This window comes from Sphingobium sp. YR768, from assembly GCF_900111125.1.
Taxonomy (GTDB): Bacteria; Pseudomonadota; Alphaproteobacteria; order Sphingomonadales; family Sphingomonadaceae; genus Sphingobium.
This window is the reverse complement of sequence record NZ_FOGE01000027.1, coordinates 15355-38701: the sequence shown is the minus strand read 5'-3', so window position 1 is coordinate 38701 and position 23347 is coordinate 15355. Positions and strand designations below refer to the sequence as shown.

The following is a 23347-nucleotide window of genomic DNA, read 5'->3' as shown; positions in this document are numbered from 1 at the left end:
TTCCCCGCACCCAACCAGACACAACATCGCGAACAAAGCGGCGGGTTTCCGACACAGAACATCCATGCGCGTGATGCCTGAAATTGCCGGAGATTTCCCCACGCACTTCTCCCCTCCCAATGGACATGATCGGATGTTGCGGGCCGCGTCCATATACTGACCGGACACAGGGTTCGAGGAGGCATGCTCCTGCCGCCATTCTAGCCCCCCGCCCCCGATGCGACAGGTAGCGATATTATGGTGGTTGAATTGACCGGGAAGAAATCCGCACCGGCTGCGGAAAAGCGTCACCATGTTCTGTTGCTGGCGGAGGTCGCCAATCCCGATATGGTGAGCGTGCCTTTGATCGGGTGGTGCATTGCCGAAGCGCTGGCCCGGCAGGCGAACGTGCATCTGGTGACCCATATCCGCAATCGTCCGGCCATCATCGCCATGGACTGGCAGGAAGGCCGCGATTTTTCGACCATCAACACCGAAGCCGTGGTGCGCACGATCTTTCGCGTCGCACGATTTCTGGGCGCGAGCGACAATCGTGGCTGGACGATCTATCAGGCATTGGCGCCGATCGGATGCTATGCATTTGAGAAAGCGGTCTGGGATAAGTTTCGGCCTGCTTTGAAGGCCGGTGCCTATGACATCGTACATCGCCTGACGCCGATGAGCCCGACGACGCCCTCCTATCTTGCCGTTCGGCTCAAGCGGCTGGGCGTGCCGCTGGTGGTCGGGCCGCTCAATGGCGGGCTGCCATGGCCGGACGGCTTTGCGGATCGCCGAACGCGCGAACGGGAATGGCTGTCGCGACTGCGCGGCGCCTATAAATGGCTGCCTGGCTATAGGGCGACCCGCCGCGACGCCGCAGCGATATTGGCAGGATCGCTCCATAGTCTTTCGGAATTACCGGAGCAGGCGCGGCCGCGCAGCTTCCACCTTCCCGAAAATGGCATCGACCCCGCCCGCTTCGCCTTGCGCCGGACGAGACGCGCGCAGGCACCGCTGCGTGGCGCCTTTGTCGGGCGGCTGGTTCCGTATAAATGCGCCGACGTGCTGATCCGCGCGGCACAGGATATGTTGCGGGCGGATGCCCTGCATCTCGACATCATCGGCGATGGGCCGGAACGCGATGCCATTGCCGCGCTGGTCAGAGAACTGCACGTCGATAAAGCGGTCACGCTGCATGGCGCAGTAGAGCATCGGCAGGTGCAGACCCTGCTGGTCGATTGCGATTTTCTCGCCTGCCCCAGCATAAGGGAATTTGGCGGGGGCGTGGTGCTGGAGGCGATGGCGCTGGGCGTGGCCCCGATCGTAGCCGATTATGGCGGCCCCATAGAATTGATGGACGATCAGACCGGCATTCGCGTGCCTTTTTCAAGTGCGGAAACGCTGCAAGAGGGATTTCGCGCCGTCATATCCGCTTTGCTGGACGATCCCGCACGCCTGGACCTGCTGGGCGATGCGGCCGTCGAACGCGTCCGGACGCTATTCACCTGGGACCGCAAGGCCGAGCAGATCGTGCAGCTTTACGACTGGGTGCGCGACGGCGGATCGCGCCCTTCATTGATGCCCAGAGCCAATTGATCCGTGGCGTTAGTCGTCATCCTGATGCTGACCGCCATGGTGCTGACAGGCGCCAGACACTTGCCCGGCCGACTTGGCGCGCTGGCTGGACCGCATCAGATGACCGTTGCGCTCACCTTGCCGCTGATCGGCACCTTCGGCCTTCACTATGCGATATTCGCGGCCGGTGTCATCGGCCTGATGCTGCTGGCGCCGGGGTTTGGCCGTTCAGGGCTGGTCCTGCCCGGTCCCGGCGCCCTGGACCTGCGCTGTCGGCTGTTCCTGCTGTGCCTGCCGCTGATGCCGATAATGGTCTACACTATTGCCGTCGGCGGCCTGACCTTTGCCCAGTTCACCTATGTCCATCTGCTCAGCATGGGCCTGTTACTGGCGATGCTGATGGCGGGCGAGCGCATCTACCACCCAAGCCTGTTGCAATGGGATATTCTGCTGATACTGATGCTGATCGTACAGGCTTTCATGGACTGCCGCGGGAACGACCTGACCTATTCGGTTCGCGCCTGCAATCAGGTGATCCTGAACCTTGGCCTGCCCTATCTTGCCATCAGCCGGGCGTTCATCCGATCCAGATCACCCGATGACCTGATGCTGTCGGTCGTCCTGGGCGGCTGCATATTGGCCATGATCGTGACGTTCGAGGCACCCCGGCATTGGCTGCTGTACGACACCATGCCGCAGGCTATCGGCGCCGATCCGGAATTGAGTTCGGGCTATGCCAAGCAACGGGGCGGCTTGCTGCGCGGCCGCGCCAGTTTTCCCGAATCCACAGGGCTGTCGCTGCTGCTGGGTTTGGAGGTCGTGATACTCGTCGCGCTGCGGCGGCATATGGGTTCGCGGCTAACCTTCTTCGCAACGCTCGCGCTGCTGGCGTCTGGTGTGTTCTTCACCCTCGCGCGCATCGGCTATATCGTCATCGTCGCCGGCCTGATCGCCTGCATGGTGCAGGAACGCCGATGGGTTGGATTGTTCAAGATGCTGCTGGCGATGCCCGTATGCGCCGGCATATTGTTGCTGCTCTCACGCGTCATCCCCACGCTTGCGGCGTCGATCGGTACGGGAGAGGACGCGGCCGGCTCGGTCGATTACCGATCCGAACTTCTGTCTTCCGGGATAGCGCTGGTGCGTGAAAACTGGGCAACCGGCCTCAGCATGCCGGACTTGCTGGAACGGCTTGAGCATCTGCGCCAGGGCGAAGGGATCATAGATCTGGTCGATCAGCCGCTGACCATATTGATGCGCGGCGGCATGATCGGTGCGGCCGTCTATTATGCGATATTGCTTGCTGTCCTGGCCCGTTTGTTCGTGCGCGGCCATGCTTTGGGGCAGGAGTCGGCCATGTCGGCAACGGCATGCTTCGCCGGTTTGGTGGGATTGATGGCCAGCCTGACCACGACCAGCTATGGCCGCAACGAAACAACCTATGTGATGTTGCTGGCGGCAGGCGCGGGATTGCTCGCGCGGCGCCGAGCAAGCGTCGGAGCGGTTGCTAGTGTCCGCCCGCTTCCCGCCCTTATGGCGCCTTCAGCATGAAATATAGCACATTGCCCATCAACCCGAACGCCATGCCCGACAACAGAGCGGCAAATATGAGCGTCTCCTCCCCCATTCTCAGCAGTCCAGCGCGTCGCAATTCATACCAGCAATAGCATTGCACGGGCAGTTCGATACCGCCCACCGCAGCAACCAGCCCTATGGGGCCGAACGATAGGAAGCCCACGCTTCCTGCGCTCAGCAGCCATCCAAGCCGCACCAGATTCGCATAGAGCAGCGCCTGAACCCGGCCGACCACGATCAATATCTCGCGCGCGGCATAATTGTTCATGGCGATGGCCGGAGCGAGCGCGAGAAGCTGTAGATAGGTGGCGGCAGCCTGATAACGGGGATCATAGAGCAGATCGACGACCGCCGGTCCCATGCTGATGAAACCGCCCATCGCGACCATGTATAAAAGGGTCAGCTTGCGGCGACTGGCATAATAGATCAGCGCCAGATTGACGGGTTCATCCCGTAACGCGCGCGCGAAAGCAGGCAAAAGGATACGATTGGGATAGAGGGTCGTGAAGCCGGAAGCCGCGCCCGAAAGGTTGGACGCCAGCGAATAGAGGCCGAACAGGGACAGCGGGAACATGCGCGAGAGAGCGATCTTGTCGACATTGGACAGCACAACCTGGATCGTGTGGGCGCTCGCGATCGTGCGACCAAAATGCCAGAGATCGCGGATTTCCTGCCCGTCATAGGCGAAGCGCCGTCCAGCGCCGGGAAAAAGCAGGTAGCTGAGCAGCGATTTGAGCGCAGTCCCGACCAGTCCGGCCAGTATGATCGCCCAATAGCTGTGCAAGAGCAGCGCCAGCGCGATGCCGGCCACCGTCTGGCTTACGGCGCTGACGATGTCGAGCAGGCTGAGCATCAGCAATCTTTCCTGCCGTATCGTCGTGAAGGGCGCCAGCGAGGAACAGCCGTCGATCAGGAAGTGCAAGGCGGTAACGGCAATGGCGACCTGCAACGCGGGCTTGCCCAGCGCCTGAGCGATCGGACCGGCGCAGACGGCAAGCAGCAGGGTAAGGGCCAGCCCACGCGCCAGCCGGACCGTCCAGATGATGTCGAGCAGATGCGGGTCGTCGCCGCGGGCATGGCGGATGATATACACGCCAAAGCCGACGTCGGAGATCATGAGGAGAATGTTGAGGATCGCCCCGGTCAGCCCGGCGACGCCGAAATCGGCAGGCGACAACACTCTGGTCAATATGATGGTGCTGACGATCCGCAGCAGGTTCGATGCGATGATCGTGATGGCGACCAGACTGACCCCGCTGGACATCGCCCTGTGCCATTTTGGTCGCTCTATGACGGTCGCCACGCCTTTATCCCGCCCCTCTTGCGATCATGCGACAATGCCGCGTATCGCAGGCGACCCATCATTGGCCGTTCCACGAAAAGGAAGATCACAAGGGACACGCCCACGCAAAACGGCGGGAGAGACAGCGACATGGACAGATAATGCGCCGGATTTCCACCCCACAGCCGGTAGGCCAGCGTGATAATTGGCCGATGGGTCAGATACAGCGCAAAGGACGCCTGCCCCAACAGGATCATCCAGGGATGGCGCAAGGCGCGCGACACGCCACCTTGCCCATAAGCGAAGATCAGCACCGCCATCGCCATGATCGGCAGATAGGCCAGTTGCCAGCGCAGCGGCATTGGCAAGGGCATGAGCGAAAAGCCGATCATCGCCAATGGCACTGCGATAGCGACTGCGACCTCCGCGCCCGTGCCGGCCAGCGCGTTGCCATGCCCCGACCGCCAGGCGCGATACAGCAGCATGCCGACGATGAAGTCGATCAGGCGCACTGGCGGGAAGACATAGAAGACCCATTCCTCGGTGGCCGAATAGCCGCCCTGCCGGGCCATGATTATTGCCGCAACCGCGACAAGCAGCAGCCCGCCGGCCAGGCACAGTCCAAGCGATCGGGTCGGCATCCGGCAAAGCCACGGAAATGCCGCATAGAAGGCGAGTTCGTCGGACAGGCTCCAGGACGGACCATTGAGCGCATAGTGAACGGTCGGATCCGGCGCCCAGGCTTGCATCAGGCCCAGATTGAGAAGGATCGTACCGGGGCCGGGCACCTCCCCCGCCAGCGCCAGCCAGCCGATGAAGAGCAGCGCCATGAGCCAGTGCAACGGCGCGATGCGACAGATGCGCGACATCATGTAGGATCGCAGGGTAACCGAGCCTTGCTTCAGCCGGTCGCCATAGGCGTAGGACAGGATGAAGCCAGACAGGATGTAGAAAAAGGACACGCCGCAATAGCCCTGCCGCAGCAGCGTTTCGTACAGCCAGCCGCTCCCCTGTTCCGAACCGTCGCCCAGGAAATCGAGATGGGACAGGAGCACGGCAAAGGCCGCCACGAAGCGCAACGCCGTCAGTTGGGAAAGGGAGGAAGACCCGTCCGGCGCAGCCACGCATCACCCTGCATCCGGCGCGAGCAAGGCGAGATAACGGTCCGCCACCTGTCGCGTGCTGAACTGGTCGAGCCAGCTCCGCGCGACGGGCGCAGGCTTTTGCCGCAGCACGGCCAATATCGCCGCGCTCATCCCCTCCAGGTCGCCGACCCGGACCAGCGTGCCGCATTGTCCCCGGTTGAGCGCCTCGGCCGGCCCGGACGGACAGTCGGTCGCGATCACCGGCGTACCGACCGCCATTGCCTCTATTACGACATTGGCGAGGCTTTCGAAATCGGACGACAGGACCATCAAAGTCGCCTTGGCCACATAGGCGTGGGGATTGGGGACGAAGCCCAGCAGGGCGACATCGTCTTCCAACCCCATCTGCGCCACCAGCGCGACGAGCATGTCACGCTCCCCACCATCCCCCAGAATGACCAGCCGGGCCGGCATCTGCGCCCGCACACGGGCAAAGGCGCGGATCAGTAGAGAGAAATTCTTCTGCGGTTCCAGCCGTCCCACGGCAATGATGACGGGACATCCACCAGCGGCAAACCAGGGATGATCCACAGATTGTTGCGACTGGGCGATCATCGCATCGTTGACGATCGGATTATAGATGCAGGCGATGCTTTTCGGGTCGATCCGGATCACCTTTGCCAAATCAAGCGCCGTACCCCGCGACACAGCAACGATCCGATCGGCAAAGGGGTAGAGATAATGCGCCAGCGGGAAGAACCAGTAGCGTGATTGCCATGGCCGAGGGCCAGCCCGATCGACGGACGGAAAACAATGTTCGGTCAGCATCAGGCGAAACGGCACGCCCGCTATCCATCGCACGACGACGGCGTACAGATTGGGGAAACCGAAGCTGGTGCACATTAGCGCTGCCGGGCGATTTCCCCGCATGTAACGCCGCAGCTTGAACAGACGGGCGAGCGGGCCCTTTGCATTGAGCACATCATATCCCACGCCGGGGGGAATGAGTGTTCGGAACGGGGAATGGGGATTGTCGATGTCGACCAGGATCGAACAGCGGATGCCGCGGCGCAGAAATTCCTCGGCCAGATTGAATACCACCCGGTCGACACCGCCATTGTGCAATTGACGGGTGTAGAAAATAATGTCGACCCGACTGCCGGATGCGCTCGATTCCATCTCAGTTCGCCGCGCGCAGGAATATGGACGGGATGGGCAGAATGGCCGGCGATGGCTCCATGGGGGCCGCGACAGGAGCCGGGCTCCTCTTCTTTTTCGCGACCTCCGCCAGGATGTCGAGCATGTCGTCAGCCTTGTCGGCCCAGCCATGCCGCGCCTGTTCAAGATGGCGCCGCGCCGCCGTTCCCATCGACTGGCGCAACAGCGGAGACTGAACCATGCGGCGCATGGCGCTGGTCAGCCCCCTCACGACAGCCTCTTTGGAGGTCGGATCGACCAGCAGCGCGCAATCGGCCGAAGCATATTGCGCCACGCCACCCCAATTGATGCCGATGACCGGAAGGCCCACGGCCATCGCCTCCATCATGGCCATGCCGCCACATTCCCGCAACGATGGCGTCACATAGACATCCGTTTCGCGCAGCAAAGCCTGATAATGATCCCGGCCCAGGCGTCCGTGCAGCGTGATATGCTGGGTCAATTCCTCCCGCCTTACCTGCGCCTTTATCTCCTCCAGCAATTCGCCGTCGCCGACCAGATGCAGCATGGCGCCGCCTGATCGGGCCAATGGGGCGAAAGCCCGGACCAGAAGTCCTATCCCCTTCCAATCGACGAACCGCGCGCAGAAAATGAAGGTCACCGGCGCATCGGCAGGGCGCACCAGCGGCGGACGCACCTGCCACCGGTCCAGATCGACTGCGCTTTCCATAAGCTGGAAAACCTTGCCACGCACACCGGGCGGCAAAGCCTCACGGGTCTGGTCATTGGCAACGACCAGCGCTGTCGCCCGCAATTTTCCCGGAAAAAGGCGGTGCAGCAACGCCGAGCCCCAGCGGGATGCAGCGATCGCTGCACGGACGATCGCGCTATCCATCTGGCGAAAGGCCGGCGGCAGGTTCATGCCGCCGCTCATCGGACCAATGACGACCGGTGCGCCCACACCCAGCATGAAACTGAGCGCCTTCGCCGCGATCGGCGTGGGCTGGAACACGACATCGATATTCAGCGCTTTCACCATGGCGCGCGCGATATGGCGCATGCGCCATTGCGTGACCAGCTGGATCAGCTGGTTGAAGATCAAATCCTCGACCCGGTAGGGCAAGTGCCGACCAATGCGGAAAAGCAGGCGTTGCAATGCGGAATCCGTGACGAACCGAACGCGATCAAATTCGTCCGGCGACAGGTCGGCGCGCAAATCCTCCCGCACCCGTTCATGGCACAACATATATACATCTTCGCCATTGGCGACGAACTGCTCGAAATAGCAGCAGGGTAGCAACGTCTCGCCGCTCATGCGCAGCGATATGTTTTCAGCCACCAGCAATATCCGCATGCCCGTGTTCCCCAGCCGGTACCGGCGTCATCGAGGACGCCATGGCATGCTACTCCCCCGTCGGGCGTCGCCACAGCCTGCGATCTACGTTGGGCAATATCGGAAGGCGCTGGCCACCACGGTGTTTCGAGGGGCGTTAAGCGGGGATGGGCATGGCCCTGACACAAGACCATGGTGCCCGCCACGACAGGTCAGCGCCGCTCCACAGATAGAGGATGAGCATGTCCATGCCTATTCATGTCCGCCCTGTTTCATGCAGCGGATCGCAGGAAGCTTATCCGAAATGACCCGTACTGCGGGCCAGGCACATCGCCACTTTTCCCAGACCATGCCCGAGCCAGGGCTGGTCCGGGTCGCCTATCTGACGAATGTCTATCCCAAGATCAGTCACAGCTTCATCCGCAACGAAATATTGGCGCTGGAACGGCTGGATTTTTCGGTCACCCGGCTGACGATCCGCCAATCGGCAGACATTTTTTACGATGCGACCGACCAGGACGAGCAGGACAACACCATCACATTGCTCGACGGCCATATCGTCACCATGCTGTGGTCTGCCCTCAGCCGGATGGTGCGACGCCCACGCGCCTTTGCCAGAGCATTGGGCGTCACCCGTTCGACCTTTCTGCACGGCGCCAAGGGACTGGTGCGCTGCACCGCCTATTTTCTGGAAGCATGCCGCCTTGCCGACCGGATGGAGCGGGCGGGCATCCGGCACGTCCATGTGCATTTCGGCACCAACCCGGCGACCGTTGCCCGTATTGCCAGCCGCTTGGGGCCGCTCAGCTATAGCCTGACCATGCACGGCCCCGACGAATTCGACGCACCCGAACAGCTCCAGATTTGCGAGAAGGTGGCCGATGCGCGCTTCGTGATCGCGATCAGTGCGTTTGGCCGAAGCCAGATCATGCGCTGGTCCGCACCGCAGGACTGGCGCAAGGTCGCCATCGTCCGGTGCGGCAGCGATCCGCTGTTCATGCACCACGTCACCCCGATCACCGACAACGGCCTGCACGGCAACACGCTGATTTGCGTGGCGCGGCTTAGCCCCCAGAAAGGCATTGCGCTTTTGATAGCCGCTGCGGCGATCGTCGCGCAAACCCATGACTTTCATCTCAACATCGTCGGCGATGGTCCGATGCGCGAGGAACTGGAAGCCCAGATCGCAGCGTCGGATCTGGAGGAAATAGTCACGCTGTGCGGATGGCGCGATCCCCAGAGCGTCTGGCGAGAAATGCTCGGCGCGCGCGCGCTGGTGCTGCCCAGTTTCGCGGAAGGCCTGCCCGTCGTCATCATGGAGGCGCTGGCGCTCGGGCGGCCGGTTATCGCGACATCGATTAGCGGCATACCGGAACTGGTCGATCGGGAAACAGGCTGGATCATTCCGGCCGGGTCGGTGACCGCCCTTGCCGATGCCATGATCGCCGTGCTCGAAACGCCGACAGAGCAGTTACGGGCCATGGGTGATGTCGGGCGTGAGCGTGTAAGGGCGGGCCATGATATCGACGACAATGTCGCCGATCTGGCCGACCTTCTGCGTCCGTTGGCCTGACCGATGCTGCTCATCCTCTGCTGGGCGATCGCTGCATGCGCCGGGATACCTCTGCTGATGCTGGCGGCCGAAGCTTTTGTCGGCGCCTTTCCTGAAGCCAGGCAGAGCCACATTCCCGCGCCACCCTTCGTCGTGCTGATCCCGGCCCATGACGAAGCCCATGGCATCGATGCGGTCATTCGCGCCGTACGCAACCAGCTACGCAGGTGCGACCGACTGCTGGTCGTTGCGGATAATTGCACGGACAGCAGCGCCGCCATTGCGCGTGCGGCCGGCGCGGACGTGGTGGAGCGCGACGATCCCGATCGGCGTGGAAAAGCCTATGCATTGGCTTATGGCAGGGCCGCGCTGCGCCAGGACGCTCCGCCATCCATCGTCATCATCGTGGATGCCGATTGCCTGCCGGGACCGGGCGCATTGCCGCGTCTGGCCGCCCATGCCGCTCGATATGAGAGCGTCGTGCAAGGATGCTATCTGCTGACCATATCGCCCCATGCCACGCCACTGGTGCGGGTATCCTGCCTGGCCTTCATGGTGAAGAACATGGTGCGGCAACGCGGGCTTGCGCGTTTGAGCGGCGGCCACGCCCTGTTGCAAGGGACGGGCATGGCATTTCCCTGGCGGATTTTTGACACCGCGCCTCTGGAAACCAGCTCTCTTGTCGAGGATCTGAAGCTCGGCCTGGACCTGACTCTGGCCGGCTCGCCGGTCCGGTTCGATTCCCATGCCCTCTTCACCAGCCATGCCAGCGCGCAGGCCGCCACACAGGGGCAGCGCACCCGATGGGAGCATGGGTCGATCGTCACCGCCCTGCATTATATACCCCGGCTGCTGTCTGCTGGCATGACGGGGCGACCCGCATTGCTGCCGATCGCGATGGACCTGACCATTGCCCCACTGGCGCTGCTGGCACTTGGCGCGATGGCGATCCTTGCCCTGTTGGCTGGCGTCGCGACGCTCGGAGGGCCGGTCGCCCCTTTGGTGGCGCTGCTGGCCGCTGGAGTCATGGCCGCCTGTGCGCTCCTGTTCATATGGCTGCTTGGGGGCCGCAAGATCCTGCCTGGCGCAATGATCGTCCAGTTGCCGCGCTATCTGTTCTGGAAACTCCCGATTTACCGCCGCCTGATGGGGGGCAGACAGAAATCCTGGGTCCGAACCAGCCGTGAACCTGACTGAAAAGGTGCGCACAATGTCATATCCCCCCCCTATTGTGGGCGCCGTGATCATCGGACGCAATGAAGCAAAACGGCTGCCCGTGTGCATCGCCAGCATCCAGGATAAGGTCGTTGTGACCATTTATGTCGATTCCGGCTCGACGGACGAAAGCGTCACCCTGGCCCGCGACATGGGATGTACCATCGTCGAACTGGACCCTGCCGATGGCTTTACCGCCGCGCGGGCCCGCAATGCCGGGTTCGCCAGATTGATGGAAATCCAACCCACCACCCAACTGGTCCAGTTTATCGATGGCGACTGCGAACTGGCCGGAGGATGGCTGAACGCAGCCGTCCCCGCTATATCGAAGGCGCCCGGCCTGGGTGCGGTCTGCGGTCGACGGCGCGAACGGTATCCCCATGCCAGCCGCTACAATCAGCTGTGCGACATCGAATGGAATACGCCCGTTGGCGAAACGCACAGTTGCGGCGGAGACGTGCTGATGCGCGCCGACGCCTTTGCCGCCGTGGGTGGGTTCAAGCCCTCGCTGATCGCAGGTGAAGAGCCGGAACTTTGCTATCGCCTGCGCCGGGCGGGCTGGACGGTCCACCGCATTGCGGCGGAAATGACGCTGCATGATGCGGCCATCACACGCTTTGGCCAATGGTGGCAACGCAACCGCCGCAATGGTCACGCGATCGCCGAAGCCTTTGCCGACGCTGGACGAGACGATCCGGGGCTGAAGCGAACCTTCTTCAGCAATGTCCTGTGGGCGCTGCCCATGGCCTGGCCACTATGGCCGCTGCTCTGGTGGCGGGTATCGCGCCGCCATGATGCGCAGGTGGCTAATTTGATCGTTCTGGCAAAGCTGCCGCATTTTCAGGGGCAGGTTGAATATTTGATAAATAGCATGAACAACAGGTATAAAATAATAGAATATAAATAACATCCATTTCAATGTGGTGATTAATCACAACGTAATATGTGAAATTACTCATATCATATAAATACAATATGAATTTCTTCATGAAATTTACATGCGATGCCATTGGCATTCATGTGGAAAATGGAGACAGATATGCGCTTTCCAGCCATCGCCTTGATTGCGTTAATGGGATTGCACACGACCAGTCCGGCAGCTTCCGTTCGGCAGCCTGACGCCGAAATAGGGTGCGCGCCCACCGCCAAGACCGAACATGCACAATCCGGCGCCGGCTCACCGCAGTCCGCGGCGGCGGCCAGCACGCAAGAGCGGATCGCATGCGATATAGGAGACGGCCCAGCACAGGCAGACCTTCAGATATACGGCCTGTTCCTGCTTGGCATGCTCATCATCGGAATACCTGCAATCCGTCGGCGGCAGGCACGGGTCGTATTCTCATGACATTTGCCGGCAGCAAGCCCGCACAGGCAGACCGGTGGCGTTGCGTACTCGTCGGATCGGAACGTCTGCTGATCGAGTGCGCAACCCGGTTGCAGCATCACGGTCATGACATCATCGCCATCGTCAGCGATCAGCCAGTCATTCTGGAGTGGGCAAGCAAGGAACGCATCTTTGCCCTGGAGCATGTCGCATCCTTGATTGACGCGCAGCTGCCCACCTTCGATTATCTGTTCAGTATCACCAATTTGCAGATGCTTCCGCCCGATATCCTGATATTGCCCCGGCGGGCTGCGATCAATTTCCATGACGGCCTGCTGCCGGCCTATGCCGGTCTGAACACGCCCATATGGGCAATGCTGAACGGGGAAGCCCATCACGGCATCAGCTGGCACCTGATGACCGCGCATGTCGATGCCGGCGACATATTGCTGACCCGATCATTCGATCTGGCCGCCGACGAAACCGCATTTTCGGCGAACACGAAATGTTTCGCCGCGGCGCTTGAAAGTTTCGACACCCTGATAGGCGGGCTGGCTATGGGCGATATCGTCCCCCAGCCGCAAGACGACGCGCCTGGCGAATTCTACGGCCTGAGCCATCGCCTTCCCGGCGCTGGCATGATCGACTGGAATTGTTCGGCCCAGAACATCGCCGATCATGTGCGGACGCTCGACCATGGCGGCTATGCCAACAGCCTGGGATCGCCCAAAATCAGCATGAACGGACAGACATTGCTGATCGGCACGGCCATAGCGCAGCACGGCCGATCTGGGCTGGCGGCCGGCACAATCCTGACCGCCGATATGGACGGTCTGCTGATCGCCACCGTGACCGAGGATATCCTGCTTTCAGGCCTTACGACAAATGGCGGCATGCCGGTCCAGACGGCCGCCGAACTTGGCGATCGTGGCTTCGTCGTCGGCGCGAAGGTCGATATTCTCACCGCGCAACAGCGTGAAAGCCTCTCGATCCTTGCCAATGCGAGCGGGCGTTTCGAACCTTGGTGGCGCAAAAGGCTGGCGCAACGGCAACCACTACTTCTGCCCCAGATAGATTGTGGCACCCGCTCGGTCGAGCCTGGATTGAGCCATATCGACCAGTGCGGGCTGCGACCGGAAGACGCGCCGGCCGGCCATGATCGCACCATATTGTCGGCGCTGGTCGCCTATCTGGCGCGCATCGCCGACAAGGCGCGTTTCGACATAGGCTATGCCGACCCCATTTCGCGCAGCCCATATGACGGAATGGAAATCTGGTTCGCAGACCAGCTGCCTCTAGGCGTCGCCGTCGATTTCACACGCAACTTGTCCCACCTGTGCCAGTGTCTTAGCGCCGACATACGACAGATTCGGCGCAAGGTCGGCCATAGTGCAGACCTGTTTGCCCGCAGTCCCGAATTACGATGCCGGGATGCCCGCGATCCGGCCACTTTGCCGATCGCCCTATTGGTGGTGGATGCACTGGAGCAGGCCAGCCCACGCCCGGATGCGGATCTGACGATCGCCTTGCGCTCCGACGGCCAAGCATGCCGATGGTTCCATGACCCCAGCCGTCTGAGCGCGCAGGCAATCCTGGCCATGCAGGCCGGCTTCCTGGCATTGTTGACCGCTGCCCAGGCTGATCCGGCACAGGCCATAGGCACTCTGCCGCTGATCGCACCCGATGAACGGCGCCGGATCGTGGAGGAATGGAATGACACGGACGCTCCCGTTCGGCGGGATATGTGCATCCATCAGCTTTTTACAGAGCAGGTGCAACGAACCCCGGACAGCATAGCTATAACCTGTCGCGAAAAGGCGCTGAGCTACGCACGGCTGGATGCCCGTTCCAACCAGTTGGCGCGCCATTTGCGCATATTGGGTGTCGGGCCGGATATTCTGGTCGGCCTGAATGCCGCTCGATCGGTCGACCTTCTGGTCGCGATGATCGCCATACACAAGGCAGGCGGCGCCTATGTCCCGATCGACCCGACATATCCGCCCGATCGCATCGCCCACATGATCGGGGATTCGCGGACCGCCATCATCCTCACTGACAGCGATCTTGTCGTTTCGTTACCGCCGACCGACGCGACGATCTTCTGCCTGGACAGCGATTGGCCGGTAATAGCGTCCCTCTCCTCAGACCCCGTCCCGTCCACGGTTCAGCCCGAAAATCTCGCCTATGTCATCTACACATCCGGTTCCACCGGCAAACCCAAGGGCGTAATGGTCGAACATCGCAATGCCGTAAATTTCTTTGCGGGCATGGACCGTGAGATTGAGGCACCGGGCACATGGCTGGCGGTGACGAGCCTGAGCTTCGACATTTCAGTGCTGGAACTTTACTGGACGCTCACGCGCGGCTTCCACGTCGTGCTCGCGACCAACGACGCGATGACGGGCGGCCCTGCGATGGAAAAGCCGTCTACACCGGTCCAGTTCAGCCTCTTCTATTTTCCAAGTGCCGATAGCGGGAGCGCGGCCGACCAATATCGTCTGCTGATCGAAGGCGCGAAATTCGCCGACACCCATGATTTCACCGCTATCTGGACGCCCGAGCGGCATTTCCATGCCTTTGGCGGCCTCTATCCCAATCCATCGGTGGCCAGCGCAGCGATCGCCACCATCACCGAGCGGGTCCAGATCCGGGGCGGCAGCGTCGTGCTGCCGCTGCACCATCCGATCCGCGTGGCGGAAGAATGGTCGCTGGTCGACAATCTGTCGCATGGCCGGGTCGGCATATCCTTTGCTTCGGGCTGGCAGCCCAATGATTTCGTGCTGCGGCCCGATGCCTTTGCCGATCGCAGCGCCGTCATGATGGCGGGCATAGACACGGTGCGCGCGCTGTGGCGTGGCGAGACGCGCGCCTTCACCGGCCCTCTCGGCAAGCCTGTCGATACCGCCATCTACCCGCGCCCGGTTCAACCCGAACTGCCGGTATGGATCACGTCGGCCGGCAACGCCGATACCTTCGCTGCGGCCGGTACGGCAGGCACGTTCATCCTCACCCATCTGCTGGGCCAGACGGTCGATGAACTGGCGATCAAGATCGCGCGCTATCAGGCGACATGGAAGGCGGCAGGCCATGTTGGCGAGGGCCATGTCACCCTAATGCTGCACAGTTTCGTCGGTGATGATGCGATAGCAGTACGGGAAGCTGTGCGCGGACCGATGATCGCCTATCTGCGCAGCTCTACCGATCTGGTGAAGACATTCGCCTGGTCCTTCCCCGCGTTCAAGCGTCGCCCCGGCATGGAGCAATCGAGCGCGCAGACCGATCTGAGCAGCATCACGGACGCGGAAATGGACGCGCTGCTGGAGCATGCGTTCGACCGTTATTATGCGACCGGCGGCCTGTTCGGGACGCCGGACGATTGCCTGGCAATGGTGGACCGCGTGCGGGAGGCCGGGGTCGATGAGATTGGCTGTCTGATCGATTTCGGCCTGCCGGTGCAGCAGGTGATCGACCATCTGCCCGTGCTCGATCGATTGCGGCAACTGGCCAATCCGGCGCAACTCTCGCCGGCCGAAACGCTGCCTGCGCTGATGGCGCGCCATCACGTCAGCCATCTCCAATGCACGCCGTCCATGGCGCATATGCTGGCAGCCGACGAGAGCGCCCGTTCTCAACTGGCGAAGCTGACCCGGCTGATGATCGGCGGGGAAGCCTTTCCGCCGGCGTTGGCGCAGGATCTCCATAGCCTTGTCGGCGGCACGGTGATGAACATGTATGGCCCGACGGAAACCACCATCTGGTCCGCCATCCACCGATTGGACGATGCGCGGGGGACCGTTCCGCTGGGCAGGCCGCTTGCAAACCAGCAAATCTTCATCCTCGACAGTCGGCAGCAACTGTTGCCGCCGGGTATTCCGGGCGAACTGGTCATCGGGGGCGAAGGCGTGGTGCGGGGCTATCTGCACCGGCCCGAACTGACGACGGAACGGTTCATTCCGCATCCGTTCCGCAATGATGCCCGCGCCTATCGCACGGGCGACCTGGCGCGCCAGCGCCCGGACGGCACGCTCGAATTTCTCGGGCGGCTGGACCATCAGGTCAAGATACGGGGCTACCGCATCGAATTGGGCGAAATCGAAGCGGTCCTCAGCAGTCACCCCGGTGTAGAGCAAGCGATTGTCTCTGCCCGGGAAGACACTCCGGGAGATGTCCGCCTGGTCGGCTATTATGTGCCAGCAGACGTTTCTTGCCCCCCGCGAGACGTGCTGCGTGATCTCATGCGCGCGCATCTTCCGGAGTTTATGGTGCCATCGATCCTGATGGAGATGCGCGCGCTGCCGCGAACCCCGAATGGCAAGGTGGACCGCAAGGCCCTGCCCGCTCCGAAAAGCGACATCGTTGCATCTTCCACCGCTGTTCACACCGCCCCGGTCGACGCGCTGGAAAAGAAGGTCGCGGCGATCTGGCGCGAGGTGCTCAAGCTCGATATCGTGGGAACGCACGACAATTTCTTCGACATCGGCGGACATTCGCTGCTGGCGGTTCAGGTCCATCGTCATTTGCGCGCAGCATTTGACCGTCCGCTGGCCCTGACCGACATTTTTCGCTTTCCGACCATCCAAATGCTCAGCGCCCATCTTTCCGACGGCGACGGGAGCGATGCGGCGGCCGTATCGCAGGGGCAGATCCGCGCAGCCGGAAGACGCGCCGCACTCAGTCGACGCAGGCCTTCAAAAACGCCCGTCATCGCACAGGAATAAGGGAAAGCCTCCATGTACCGCGCCGAAGATTTTGGGGAAAGCCGTGCGACCGGCGGGGGGGCCGGCATCGACAATGCGGTGGCGATCATTGGCATGTCCTGCCGCTTTGCGGGCGCCCGGGGAACAGATGCCTATTGGGAGGCGCTGCGCGATGGGAAGGAGGGCATCGAACATTATACCCAGGATGCGCTGCTCGCCGCCGGGGTAGACCCCCGCACGCTTGCCCTTCCGGGCTATGTGCGTTCCGGCGCGCCATTGTCCGACATGGACTGTTTCGATGCAGGCCTGTTCGGCCTCAGCCCGCGTGACGCGGCAATCATGGACCCCCAGCACCGCCAGTTTCTGGAATGTGCGTGGGAAGCCATGGAAAATGCTGGCCATGTTGCCGATCGTGTAACAGGCGCGATCGGTGTGTTCGGCGGAACCGGGCACAATGCCTATCTGGCGGCGAACCTGCTGACCAATCCCAAACTGGTGCGCGATGTCGGCCTGTTCCTGCTGCGCCATACCGGCAACGACAAGGATTTCCTGACTACCCGCCTGTCCTATCTGCTCAACCTCAAAGGGCCGAGCGTGAATGTGCAGACCGCCTGCTCGACATCGCTGGTGGCGATCCACAGTGCGGTGCAAAGCCTGCTTAACGGCGAATGCGACATGGCACTGGCTGGCGCGGCCTCGATCGAACTGCCTCATGGCCATGGCTATCTGTACGAGGAGGGCGGCATAGCCAGTGTCGATGGCCATTGCCGTCCGTTCGATGCGGATTCGACAGGCACGGTGTTCGCCAGCGGGGTCGGCGTCGTTCTTCTGCGGCGGCTGGAAGATGCGGTTGCGGACAATGACCATATCTATGCGGTCATTCGCGGATCGGCGGTCAATAATGACGGATCGGGCAAGGTCAGCTATCTCAGCCCCAGCGTCGATGGTCATGCCAACGTCGTCAGCGAGGCGCTGGACGTAGCGCAGATCGACTCCCGCAGCATTGACTATGTCGAAGCGCATGGCACCGGTACGCGGGTCGGCGATCCGATCGAAATCGCGGCACTGACGCAGGCCTATCGGCGCGGTACGCGCGATATCGGCTTTTGCGGCATCGGGTCGGTGAAAAGCAATATCGGCCATACCGATACGGCGGCCGGGGTGGCGAGCGTCATCAAGGTCGCCCTGTCCCTGCATCATGGCGCAATCCCGCCGACGCTCCATTATCGCAGTCCCAATCCCGGTTGCGCGTTCGAAGCCAGCCCCTTCAAGGTCGTATCGGCCTTGCAGCCCTGGCCCGGCAAGGCCGGAAAGCCACGGCGCGCCGGTGTCAGTTCACTCGGCGTAGGCGGCACCAACGCCCACCTGATCCTGGAAGAAGCACCCGGCCGGGCATCGGGCGGCGCCAGCCAGCCATGGCAGCTGCTGATGCTGTCGGCACAAAGCGAGACGGCGCTCGATGCCAATTGCGCCGCGCTGGCCGATCATCTTTCGCGCGAACGCGACATCGATCTGGCGGATGTCGCCTACACGCTCGGCACCGGCCGTCGGCACCTGTCCCACCGCCGCATTCTGGTCGCGCGTGACAGCGCCGACGCCGCTACGGCTCTGACGTCGCCGGGCGTGCCTCGCGTCCATGGCGCGATCGCCGGCAGGGCCGGCCGCCCGGTCGCCTTCCTCTTCTGTGGCGCAGGCGCGCAATATGCCGGGATGGGCGCCGACCTTTATGCCACCCAACCGCTATTTCGCGCCGTGATCGACGAATGCCTTGCCCATCTGGGGCTGGATGACGGCGACGCTCTGAGGCGCTGGCTACACCCCGGCGCGCACGACGCCGAACTGGCGGATGAAGCGTTGCAACGTCCCTCGATCGCCCTGCCCCTTCTCTTTGCCGTTCAGGTGGCGTTGGCGCGCCTGTGGATGTCGTGGGGCGTCGCGCCGGGCGCCATGATCGGCCATAGCTCCGGCGAATATGCCGCTGCCCATCTGGCGGGCGTACTCAGCCTGGCCGATGCGCTGACGATCGTCCGCGCGCGCGGACGGTTGTTCGAAACGGTTCCGGGCGGCAGCATGCTGAGCGTTCCGATGTCCGAAGCGGATCTGCTGCCTTTGCTGTCGTCCAGCCTGTCGATCGCAGCGGTCAATGGTCCCCAATTGGTCGTCGTATCGGGACCGACGCCGCAGATCCTGGCTTTCGATGAAACACTGAAGGCATTGGAGGTGGAAACCCAGCGCGTAGGCATATCCGTCGCCGCGCATTCCAAAATGCTCGACCCCATATTGGACGATTTCCGGCGCGTGCTTGGGTCGGTCACGCTCAATCCGCCGACGCTGCCATTCGTGTCCAACCTGACCGGGGACTGGATTACGCCGAATGAAGCGACAGACCCCGAATATTGGGTACGGCATCTGCGCCAGACCGTAAGATTTACAGATGGGCTTTCGCGACTGATGGCCGACCCGGATCGCGTGCTGCTGGAAGTCGGACCGGGCAGGGTCATGTCGAGCCTTGCGCGCCAGCATCCCGATCGTTCGCCCAACCAGCCCATATTCCATTGCATGCGGCATAAGGACGATAATAAGACGACGGACCTTGCCCATCTGCTCGAAACGTTGGGCCGAGTATGGGCGTCGGGCGTAATGCCGGACTGGGACGGGTTCTGGACGCAGGAGCGGCGCTGCCGCATTCCGTTGCCGACCTATCAATTCGATCGTACCAGACATTGGTTCGCGCCGGGCCTGGCGGCGCCATCCGGAAACACTCCGGCGCAGGATGTCACACCCGACGACGAGCCATTGCCCAGGAGGGACGATATGGCCGACTGGCTGTATGAACCGATTTGGCGCCGCACCCCGCAAAAATCGGCCGTACCGGCCGATGGCGACGTCCTGCTGTTCGCCGATCATGCAGGCATGGGCACAGCGCTGGCCGCAGCTCTGCGCGCGCAGGGTCGCCATGTCGTGACCGTGCGACCGGGGCGTCGCTTCAAGCAGCTGGACGACGACAATTTCGAAGTCGATGTCCGCGCGGCGGAGGATTATGGTCGCCTGATCGGCCTGTTGGCGGACCGCAGCAGGATGCCGAGCCATATCTATCATGGCTGGCTGGTAACCGGCGGCCAAGGGCAAGATGTGACAGGCTTGCAGGATCGGGGCATGTTCAGCCTGATTTTCCTGGCGCAGTCGTTGGGTGAAAGGGTCAATGACCCCATTGCCATCGCGGTTCTTTCCGACGGGATACAGCGCGTGTCAGATGAGGACGGATTGTCCCCGGCCAAGGCGACCATATTGGGACCGATCCGTGTCATCCCGCGCGAATATCCCAATATCAATCTGCGCAATATCGACCTCCGCCTGCCGCCGCGCCATGATCCGGGCTGGGCATCGCTGGTCAACATGCTGATCGCGGAGCTGGCCGATCCGGACGATGCAGAGGTCGTCGCCTATCGCGCATCGGAGCGCTGGGTCGGCGATTTTGCGAACGCGCACATCCCGGCGGCGCTACCATCAGCCGGCAACGCTCTGAAACAAGGCGGCGTTTACCTCATCACCGGCGGACTGGGGGGGCTCGGGCTGTTGCTGGCAGACCATCTGGCGCAGACCTGCAAGGCACGGCTGGTGCTGTTGACGCGAAGGGGCTTGCCGCCACGCGCGCAATGGCAGGATGTCATGGCGCGGGCAGGCGCTGACCCGCATGCGCAGATCATCCGGCAAATCCGTGCGATCGAAGCTGCCGGTGGCGACGTCATGCCGATCGCAGCGGATGTGTGCGACGTGGGCGCCATGCGGCGCGCCGTTCGACAGGTCCGCAAAATATGGGGCAAGATAGACGGCGTCTTTCACGCCGCAGGCATCCTTGACGACGAGCTGCTCCAGCTCAAGACCCGCGCGTCGATGGATCGCGTGCTGGCCGCCAAGCTGCATGGCACTTTGGCGCTCCACGATGCCCTGTCCGGCCAACAGCCCGATTTCATGATGCTCTTCTCCTCGATCAGCGCCTTTGCAGGCCTGGCGGGGCAAGCCGACTATGCCGCCGGCAACGCATTCCTCGATGCCTATGCACAGAGCCGCAGACAGGACGTTACCCGCGTAATGTCCGTCGCATGGAGCCGCTGGCAGGATGTCGGCATGGCATCCCTGCTGTCCGAACAGGCGGCGCGTGATCGCGCCACCGCACCGTTCGGTACGGGAGACGCGATCGACCATCCCTTCCTCAACAGCGTGCATCGTCTCTCGCCGTCCGAGCTGGTGGTGGAGGGCACGCTGTCCCCCGACGCGCATTGGTTGCTGGACGAACATAGGATGGCCGACGGCAGCGCCCTCATCCCCGGCACCGGCTTTCTGGAACTGATCAGGGCAGCCTTCGCCCATGTCGAACCCGGCCCCGCAGAATTACGCGACATCCTGTTCCTGACTCCCTTCATGGTCGCGGACGGCCATAGAAGGGATCTGCGCGTCCATCTGCATCAGCGTGGCGAAGGCCATTGGCACTGCGCCATATTGGGCCGCCCGACCGATGCTTTGCCCGAACAGGGCTGGACCGAACATGTCCGGGGCATGATCCAGCCCCTTCCCCTGCCCGCTCCCTTGTCCATCGATATCGATGCACTCATCATGGGGTGCGCCGGCACCGGCGATATCGCCGCGCTCACCGATGCGTCGTCCATGATGCAGTTCGGACCGCGTTGGCAAAACGCCCGGCACTTGCGCGTCGGACCGAACGAAGCCCTGCTGGAGCTGGCGATCGCCCCGCAGTTCGAGCCGGATCTGGAACGGATCGCGCTGCATCCGGCCCTGCTCGATTTTGCAACTGCCGGTGCGCAATGCCTGATCGCAGCGCGGCGCCCCGGCCATGATTTTTTTGCGCCAGCATCCTACGGATCCGTCAAACTGCACGGCGCGCTGCCTGCCAGACTGTATAGTCATGTCAGTCATCGCCCCGCCACAAGCGACTCTATCGCCCAGTTCGACGTCCTTCTGGCGGATGGGGAAGGCAAGGTGGTCGTGGAAATCTCCGAATTCACGATGCTCAAAATGGCCGCCGGATCGGGATTGTCCATCTCCGACGCCGCGCCACCATCGACAACAGCCAGACCCGTCCCACTGGAGCAAATTGACCAGGATATGCGCCCCGCCGAAGGACTGTGCATCATCGACGCGCTTCTTTCGGGCGGACGCGCAGCCCACCTCATCATCTCGCCATTCGATCTGCATCAGGCCGTCGCTCGTCTGCGTTCACCCTATCAGCCCGAACGCGCCATGGTCCGGGACGATCGGCAGACCGGCGGCAATCCGCCCGCCACCGCCGCAGAACGGATCATCGCGGAGATATGGAGCGACATGCTGGGTGTCGGAGACATTCAGCGCGACGATGATTTTTTCGACCTTGGCGGCCATTCCCTGCTGGGCGTGCAATTCATGAATCGCCTGCGCAAAAGAACCGGCAGGCAATTGCCGCTCGCAACATTGTTGGAAACATCAACCGTAGAAAGGCTGGGCGCACTGATCGACCCGGACAGTGCGGTTACACCGACATCAGGGAGCGACGCCGGCGCGCCGGAAGCGAGTCGGTCCGTCATTACCATTCGGCCGGGCATGACCGACAAGACGCCGCTTTTCATGATCCACGACGGACTGGGCGAAACATTGCTCTATCGCGCGCTGGCGATGCGAATGGAGCCGGGGCGCCCGATCTTGGGCATCGAACCAGACCGTCATGTGGGCGGCACCCATGTCCACACCTGTATCGCGGAGATGGCAGCGTCCTACGTTGCGCGCATGCGAACCGTACAACCCAATGGTCCTTATCTGCTGGCCGGATTGTGCGCCGGCGGCGTGATCGCGTTCGAGATGGCGCGGCAGTTGCAGGACATGGGTGAAAGGACAGCCTTCGTCGGCATCATCGATGCGGCCGATGTCGAAGCGAACAGACGATCTTTCTATATTACCCGCACACGCATCCAACGCATGCGCGCGCTTTTGCGTAATCGCACATCAGGAGAAGGCACGCGCCTCACCTTGCTGGCACGCCGCGCCGCAAATGCCGTGACTTACGACGTCAGGACACGTCTGGAATGGATGCGACGCACGCGCACCGTCGCCAGAATGGCAGATGCCGACAACGCACAAGGCACCGCGCCCGACCTGTCCTTTCTGCACTTGTACGAAGTCGCCCACCGCGCCCATCGCCCGCACGGGCTATTCGACGGTGGCCAGATCGTCCTCTTCAAAGCCACGCGCGGCACCGGTGCCGCCGACGACGTCCCCTATGTCGAATTATATACCGACTCTATATTCGGCTGGGGCAAGCGGGTCGCCGGGGACGTATCCCTTGTCAACGTTCCCGGCGGCCATAGCAGCATATTGCAGGAACCCAATGTAGACATATTGGCCGACGCCATGCGTGCCGCGATCGACCGCGCCTGTGCCGGAGAGATTGCGCCGTCCATCGAAACCCGGCCGCACCCTGACAGCGCAGTATCAAGCGTCAGGCAGGCATTGGATGACGTCGTCGAAATGTCATCCCGTTGATCGAGCACGCACCGTCCGTGAACAGGCAAGGCGCGCCCAAA

At 62.3% G+C, this 23347-nt stretch carries 12 protein-coding genes; 8 read left to right on the top strand and 4 right to left on the bottom strand.

What is annotated here, in order from left to right:
* The first annotated feature begins 237 nt into the window (after positions 1 to 237).
* Positions 238 to 1575 (top strand): glycosyltransferase family 4 protein, encoded by a 1338-nt coding sequence (locus BMX92_RS21420; protein ID WP_093020339.1) that lies wholly within the window; start codon positions 238 to 240, stop codon positions 1573 to 1575.
* A gap of 3 nt (positions 1576 to 1578) precedes the next feature.
* On the top strand, positions 1579 to 3105 hold the full coding sequence (locus BMX92_RS21415) for an O-antigen ligase family protein (RefSeq protein ID WP_143066838.1): 1527 nt from the start codon (positions 1579 to 1581) through the stop codon (positions 3103 to 3105).
* On the opposite strand, the gene BMX92_RS21410 is transcribed toward BMX92_RS21415, so the two are convergent.
* The 4 genes from BMX92_RS21410 to BMX92_RS21395 are packed head-to-tail and all read right to left on the bottom strand — an operon-like array spanning position 3086 to position 8008.
* The gene (locus tag BMX92_RS21410; protein WP_093020335.1) at positions 3086 to 4393 is read right to left on the bottom strand and encodes an oligosaccharide flippase family protein; all 1308 of its coding nucleotides are present in this window, start codon (positions 4391 to 4393) and stop codon (positions 3086 to 3088) included. The two genes, BMX92_RS21415 and BMX92_RS21410, sit on opposite strands and share 20 nt — an antisense overlap.
* Before the next feature lie 23 nt (positions 4394 to 4416).
* Positions 4417 to 5535, bottom strand: coding sequence for an acyltransferase family protein (locus tag BMX92_RS21405; RefSeq protein ID WP_093020333.1), 1119 nt, complete (start codon positions 5533 to 5535; stop codon positions 4417 to 4419).
* A 3-nt stretch (positions 5536 to 5538) separates the two neighbouring features.
* Positions 5539 to 6675 carry a glycosyltransferase gene (locus BMX92_RS21400; protein WP_177185183.1) on the bottom strand — a complete coding sequence of 379 codons (1137 nt, stop codon included), beginning with the start codon at positions 6673 to 6675 and terminating at the stop codon, positions 5539 to 5541.
* A 1-nt stretch (position 6676) separates the two neighbouring features.
* A complete protein-coding gene (locus BMX92_RS21395) occupies positions 6677 to 8008 on the bottom strand; it encodes a glycosyltransferase family 4 protein (RefSeq protein WP_093020377.1) in 1332 nt (443 codons plus the stop codon).
* Between the two features lie 283 nt (positions 8009 to 8291).
* Here BMX92_RS21395 and BMX92_RS21390 point away from each other — a divergent pair, with 283 nt between their 5' ends.
* From BMX92_RS21390 to BMX92_RS21365, 6 genes are all read left to right on the top strand, one after another.
* Positions 8292 to 9560: a glycosyltransferase gene (locus BMX92_RS21390; protein ID WP_177185182.1), complete on the top strand. Its 1269-nt coding sequence runs from the start codon at positions 8292 to 8294 to the stop codon at positions 9558 to 9560.
* Positions 9561 to 9563: 3 nt separating this feature from the next.
* On the top strand, positions 9564 to 10736 hold the full coding sequence (locus BMX92_RS21385) for a glycosyltransferase family 2 protein (RefSeq protein WP_093020327.1): 1173 nt from the start codon (positions 9564 to 9566) through the stop codon (positions 10734 to 10736).
* 13 nt (positions 10737 to 10749) lie between these two features.
* The gene (locus tag BMX92_RS21380) at positions 10750 to 11661 is read left to right on the top strand and encodes a glycosyltransferase family 2 protein (RefSeq protein WP_093020375.1); all 912 of its coding nucleotides are present in this window, start codon (positions 10750 to 10752) and stop codon (positions 11659 to 11661) included.
* A gap of 132 nt (positions 11662 to 11793) precedes the next feature.
* Positions 11794 to 12099, top strand: coding sequence for a hypothetical protein (locus BMX92_RS21375; RefSeq protein WP_143066837.1), 306 nt, complete (start codon positions 11794 to 11796; stop codon positions 12097 to 12099).
* A complete protein-coding gene (locus BMX92_RS21370; RefSeq protein WP_093020323.1) occupies positions 12096 to 16796 on the top strand; it encodes a MupA/Atu3671 family FMN-dependent luciferase-like monooxygenase in 4701 nt (1566 codons plus the stop codon). The genes BMX92_RS21375 and BMX92_RS21370 overlap by 4 nt, the downstream gene beginning before the upstream one ends.
* 12 nt (positions 16797 to 16808) lie before the next feature.
* Positions 16809 to 23306 carry a type I polyketide synthase gene (locus BMX92_RS21365; protein WP_093020321.1) on the top strand — a complete coding sequence of 2166 codons (6498 nt, stop codon included), beginning with the start codon at positions 16809 to 16811 and terminating at the stop codon, positions 23304 to 23306.
* The last annotated feature ends 41 nt before the right edge of the window (positions 23307 to 23347 follow it).

What these genes read in the sequence shown, in the direction of transcription:
- BMX92_RS21420 (WP_093020339.1), top strand. Translation starts at nt 238, where the DNA reads ATGGTGGTTGAATTGACCGGGAAGAAATCCGCACCGGCTGCGGAAAAG.
- BMX92_RS21410 (WP_093020335.1), bottom strand. Translation starts at nt 4,393, where the DNA reads ATGTCCAGCGGGGTCAGTCTGGTCGCCATCACGATCATCGCATCGAAC.
- BMX92_RS21400 (WP_177185183.1), bottom strand. Translation starts at nt 6,675, where the DNA reads ATGGAATCGAGCGCATCCGGCAGTCGGGTCGACATTATTTTCTACACC.
- BMX92_RS21395 (WP_093020377.1), bottom strand. Translation starts at nt 8,008, where the DNA reads ATGCGGATATTGCTGGTGGCTGAAAACATATCGCTGCGCATGAGCGGC.
- BMX92_RS21390 (WP_177185182.1), top strand. Translation starts at nt 8,292, where the DNA reads ATGACCCGTACTGCGGGCCAGGCACATCGCCACTTTTCCCAGACCATG.
- BMX92_RS21385 (WP_093020327.1), top strand. Translation starts at nt 9,564, where the DNA reads ATGCTGCTCATCCTCTGCTGGGCGATCGCTGCATGCGCCGGGATACCT.
- BMX92_RS21380 (WP_093020375.1), top strand. Translation starts at nt 10,750, where the DNA reads ATGTCATATCCCCCCCCTATTGTGGGCGCCGTGATCATCGGACGCAAT.
- BMX92_RS21375 (WP_143066837.1), top strand. Translation starts at nt 11,794, where the DNA reads ATGCGCTTTCCAGCCATCGCCTTGATTGCGTTAATGGGATTGCACACG.
- BMX92_RS21370 (WP_093020323.1), top strand. Translation starts at nt 12,096, where the DNA reads ATGACATTTGCCGGCAGCAAGCCCGCACAGGCAGACCGGTGGCGTTGC.
- BMX92_RS21365 (WP_093020321.1), top strand. Translation starts at nt 16,809, where the DNA reads ATGTACCGCGCCGAAGATTTTGGGGAAAGCCGTGCGACCGGCGGGGGG.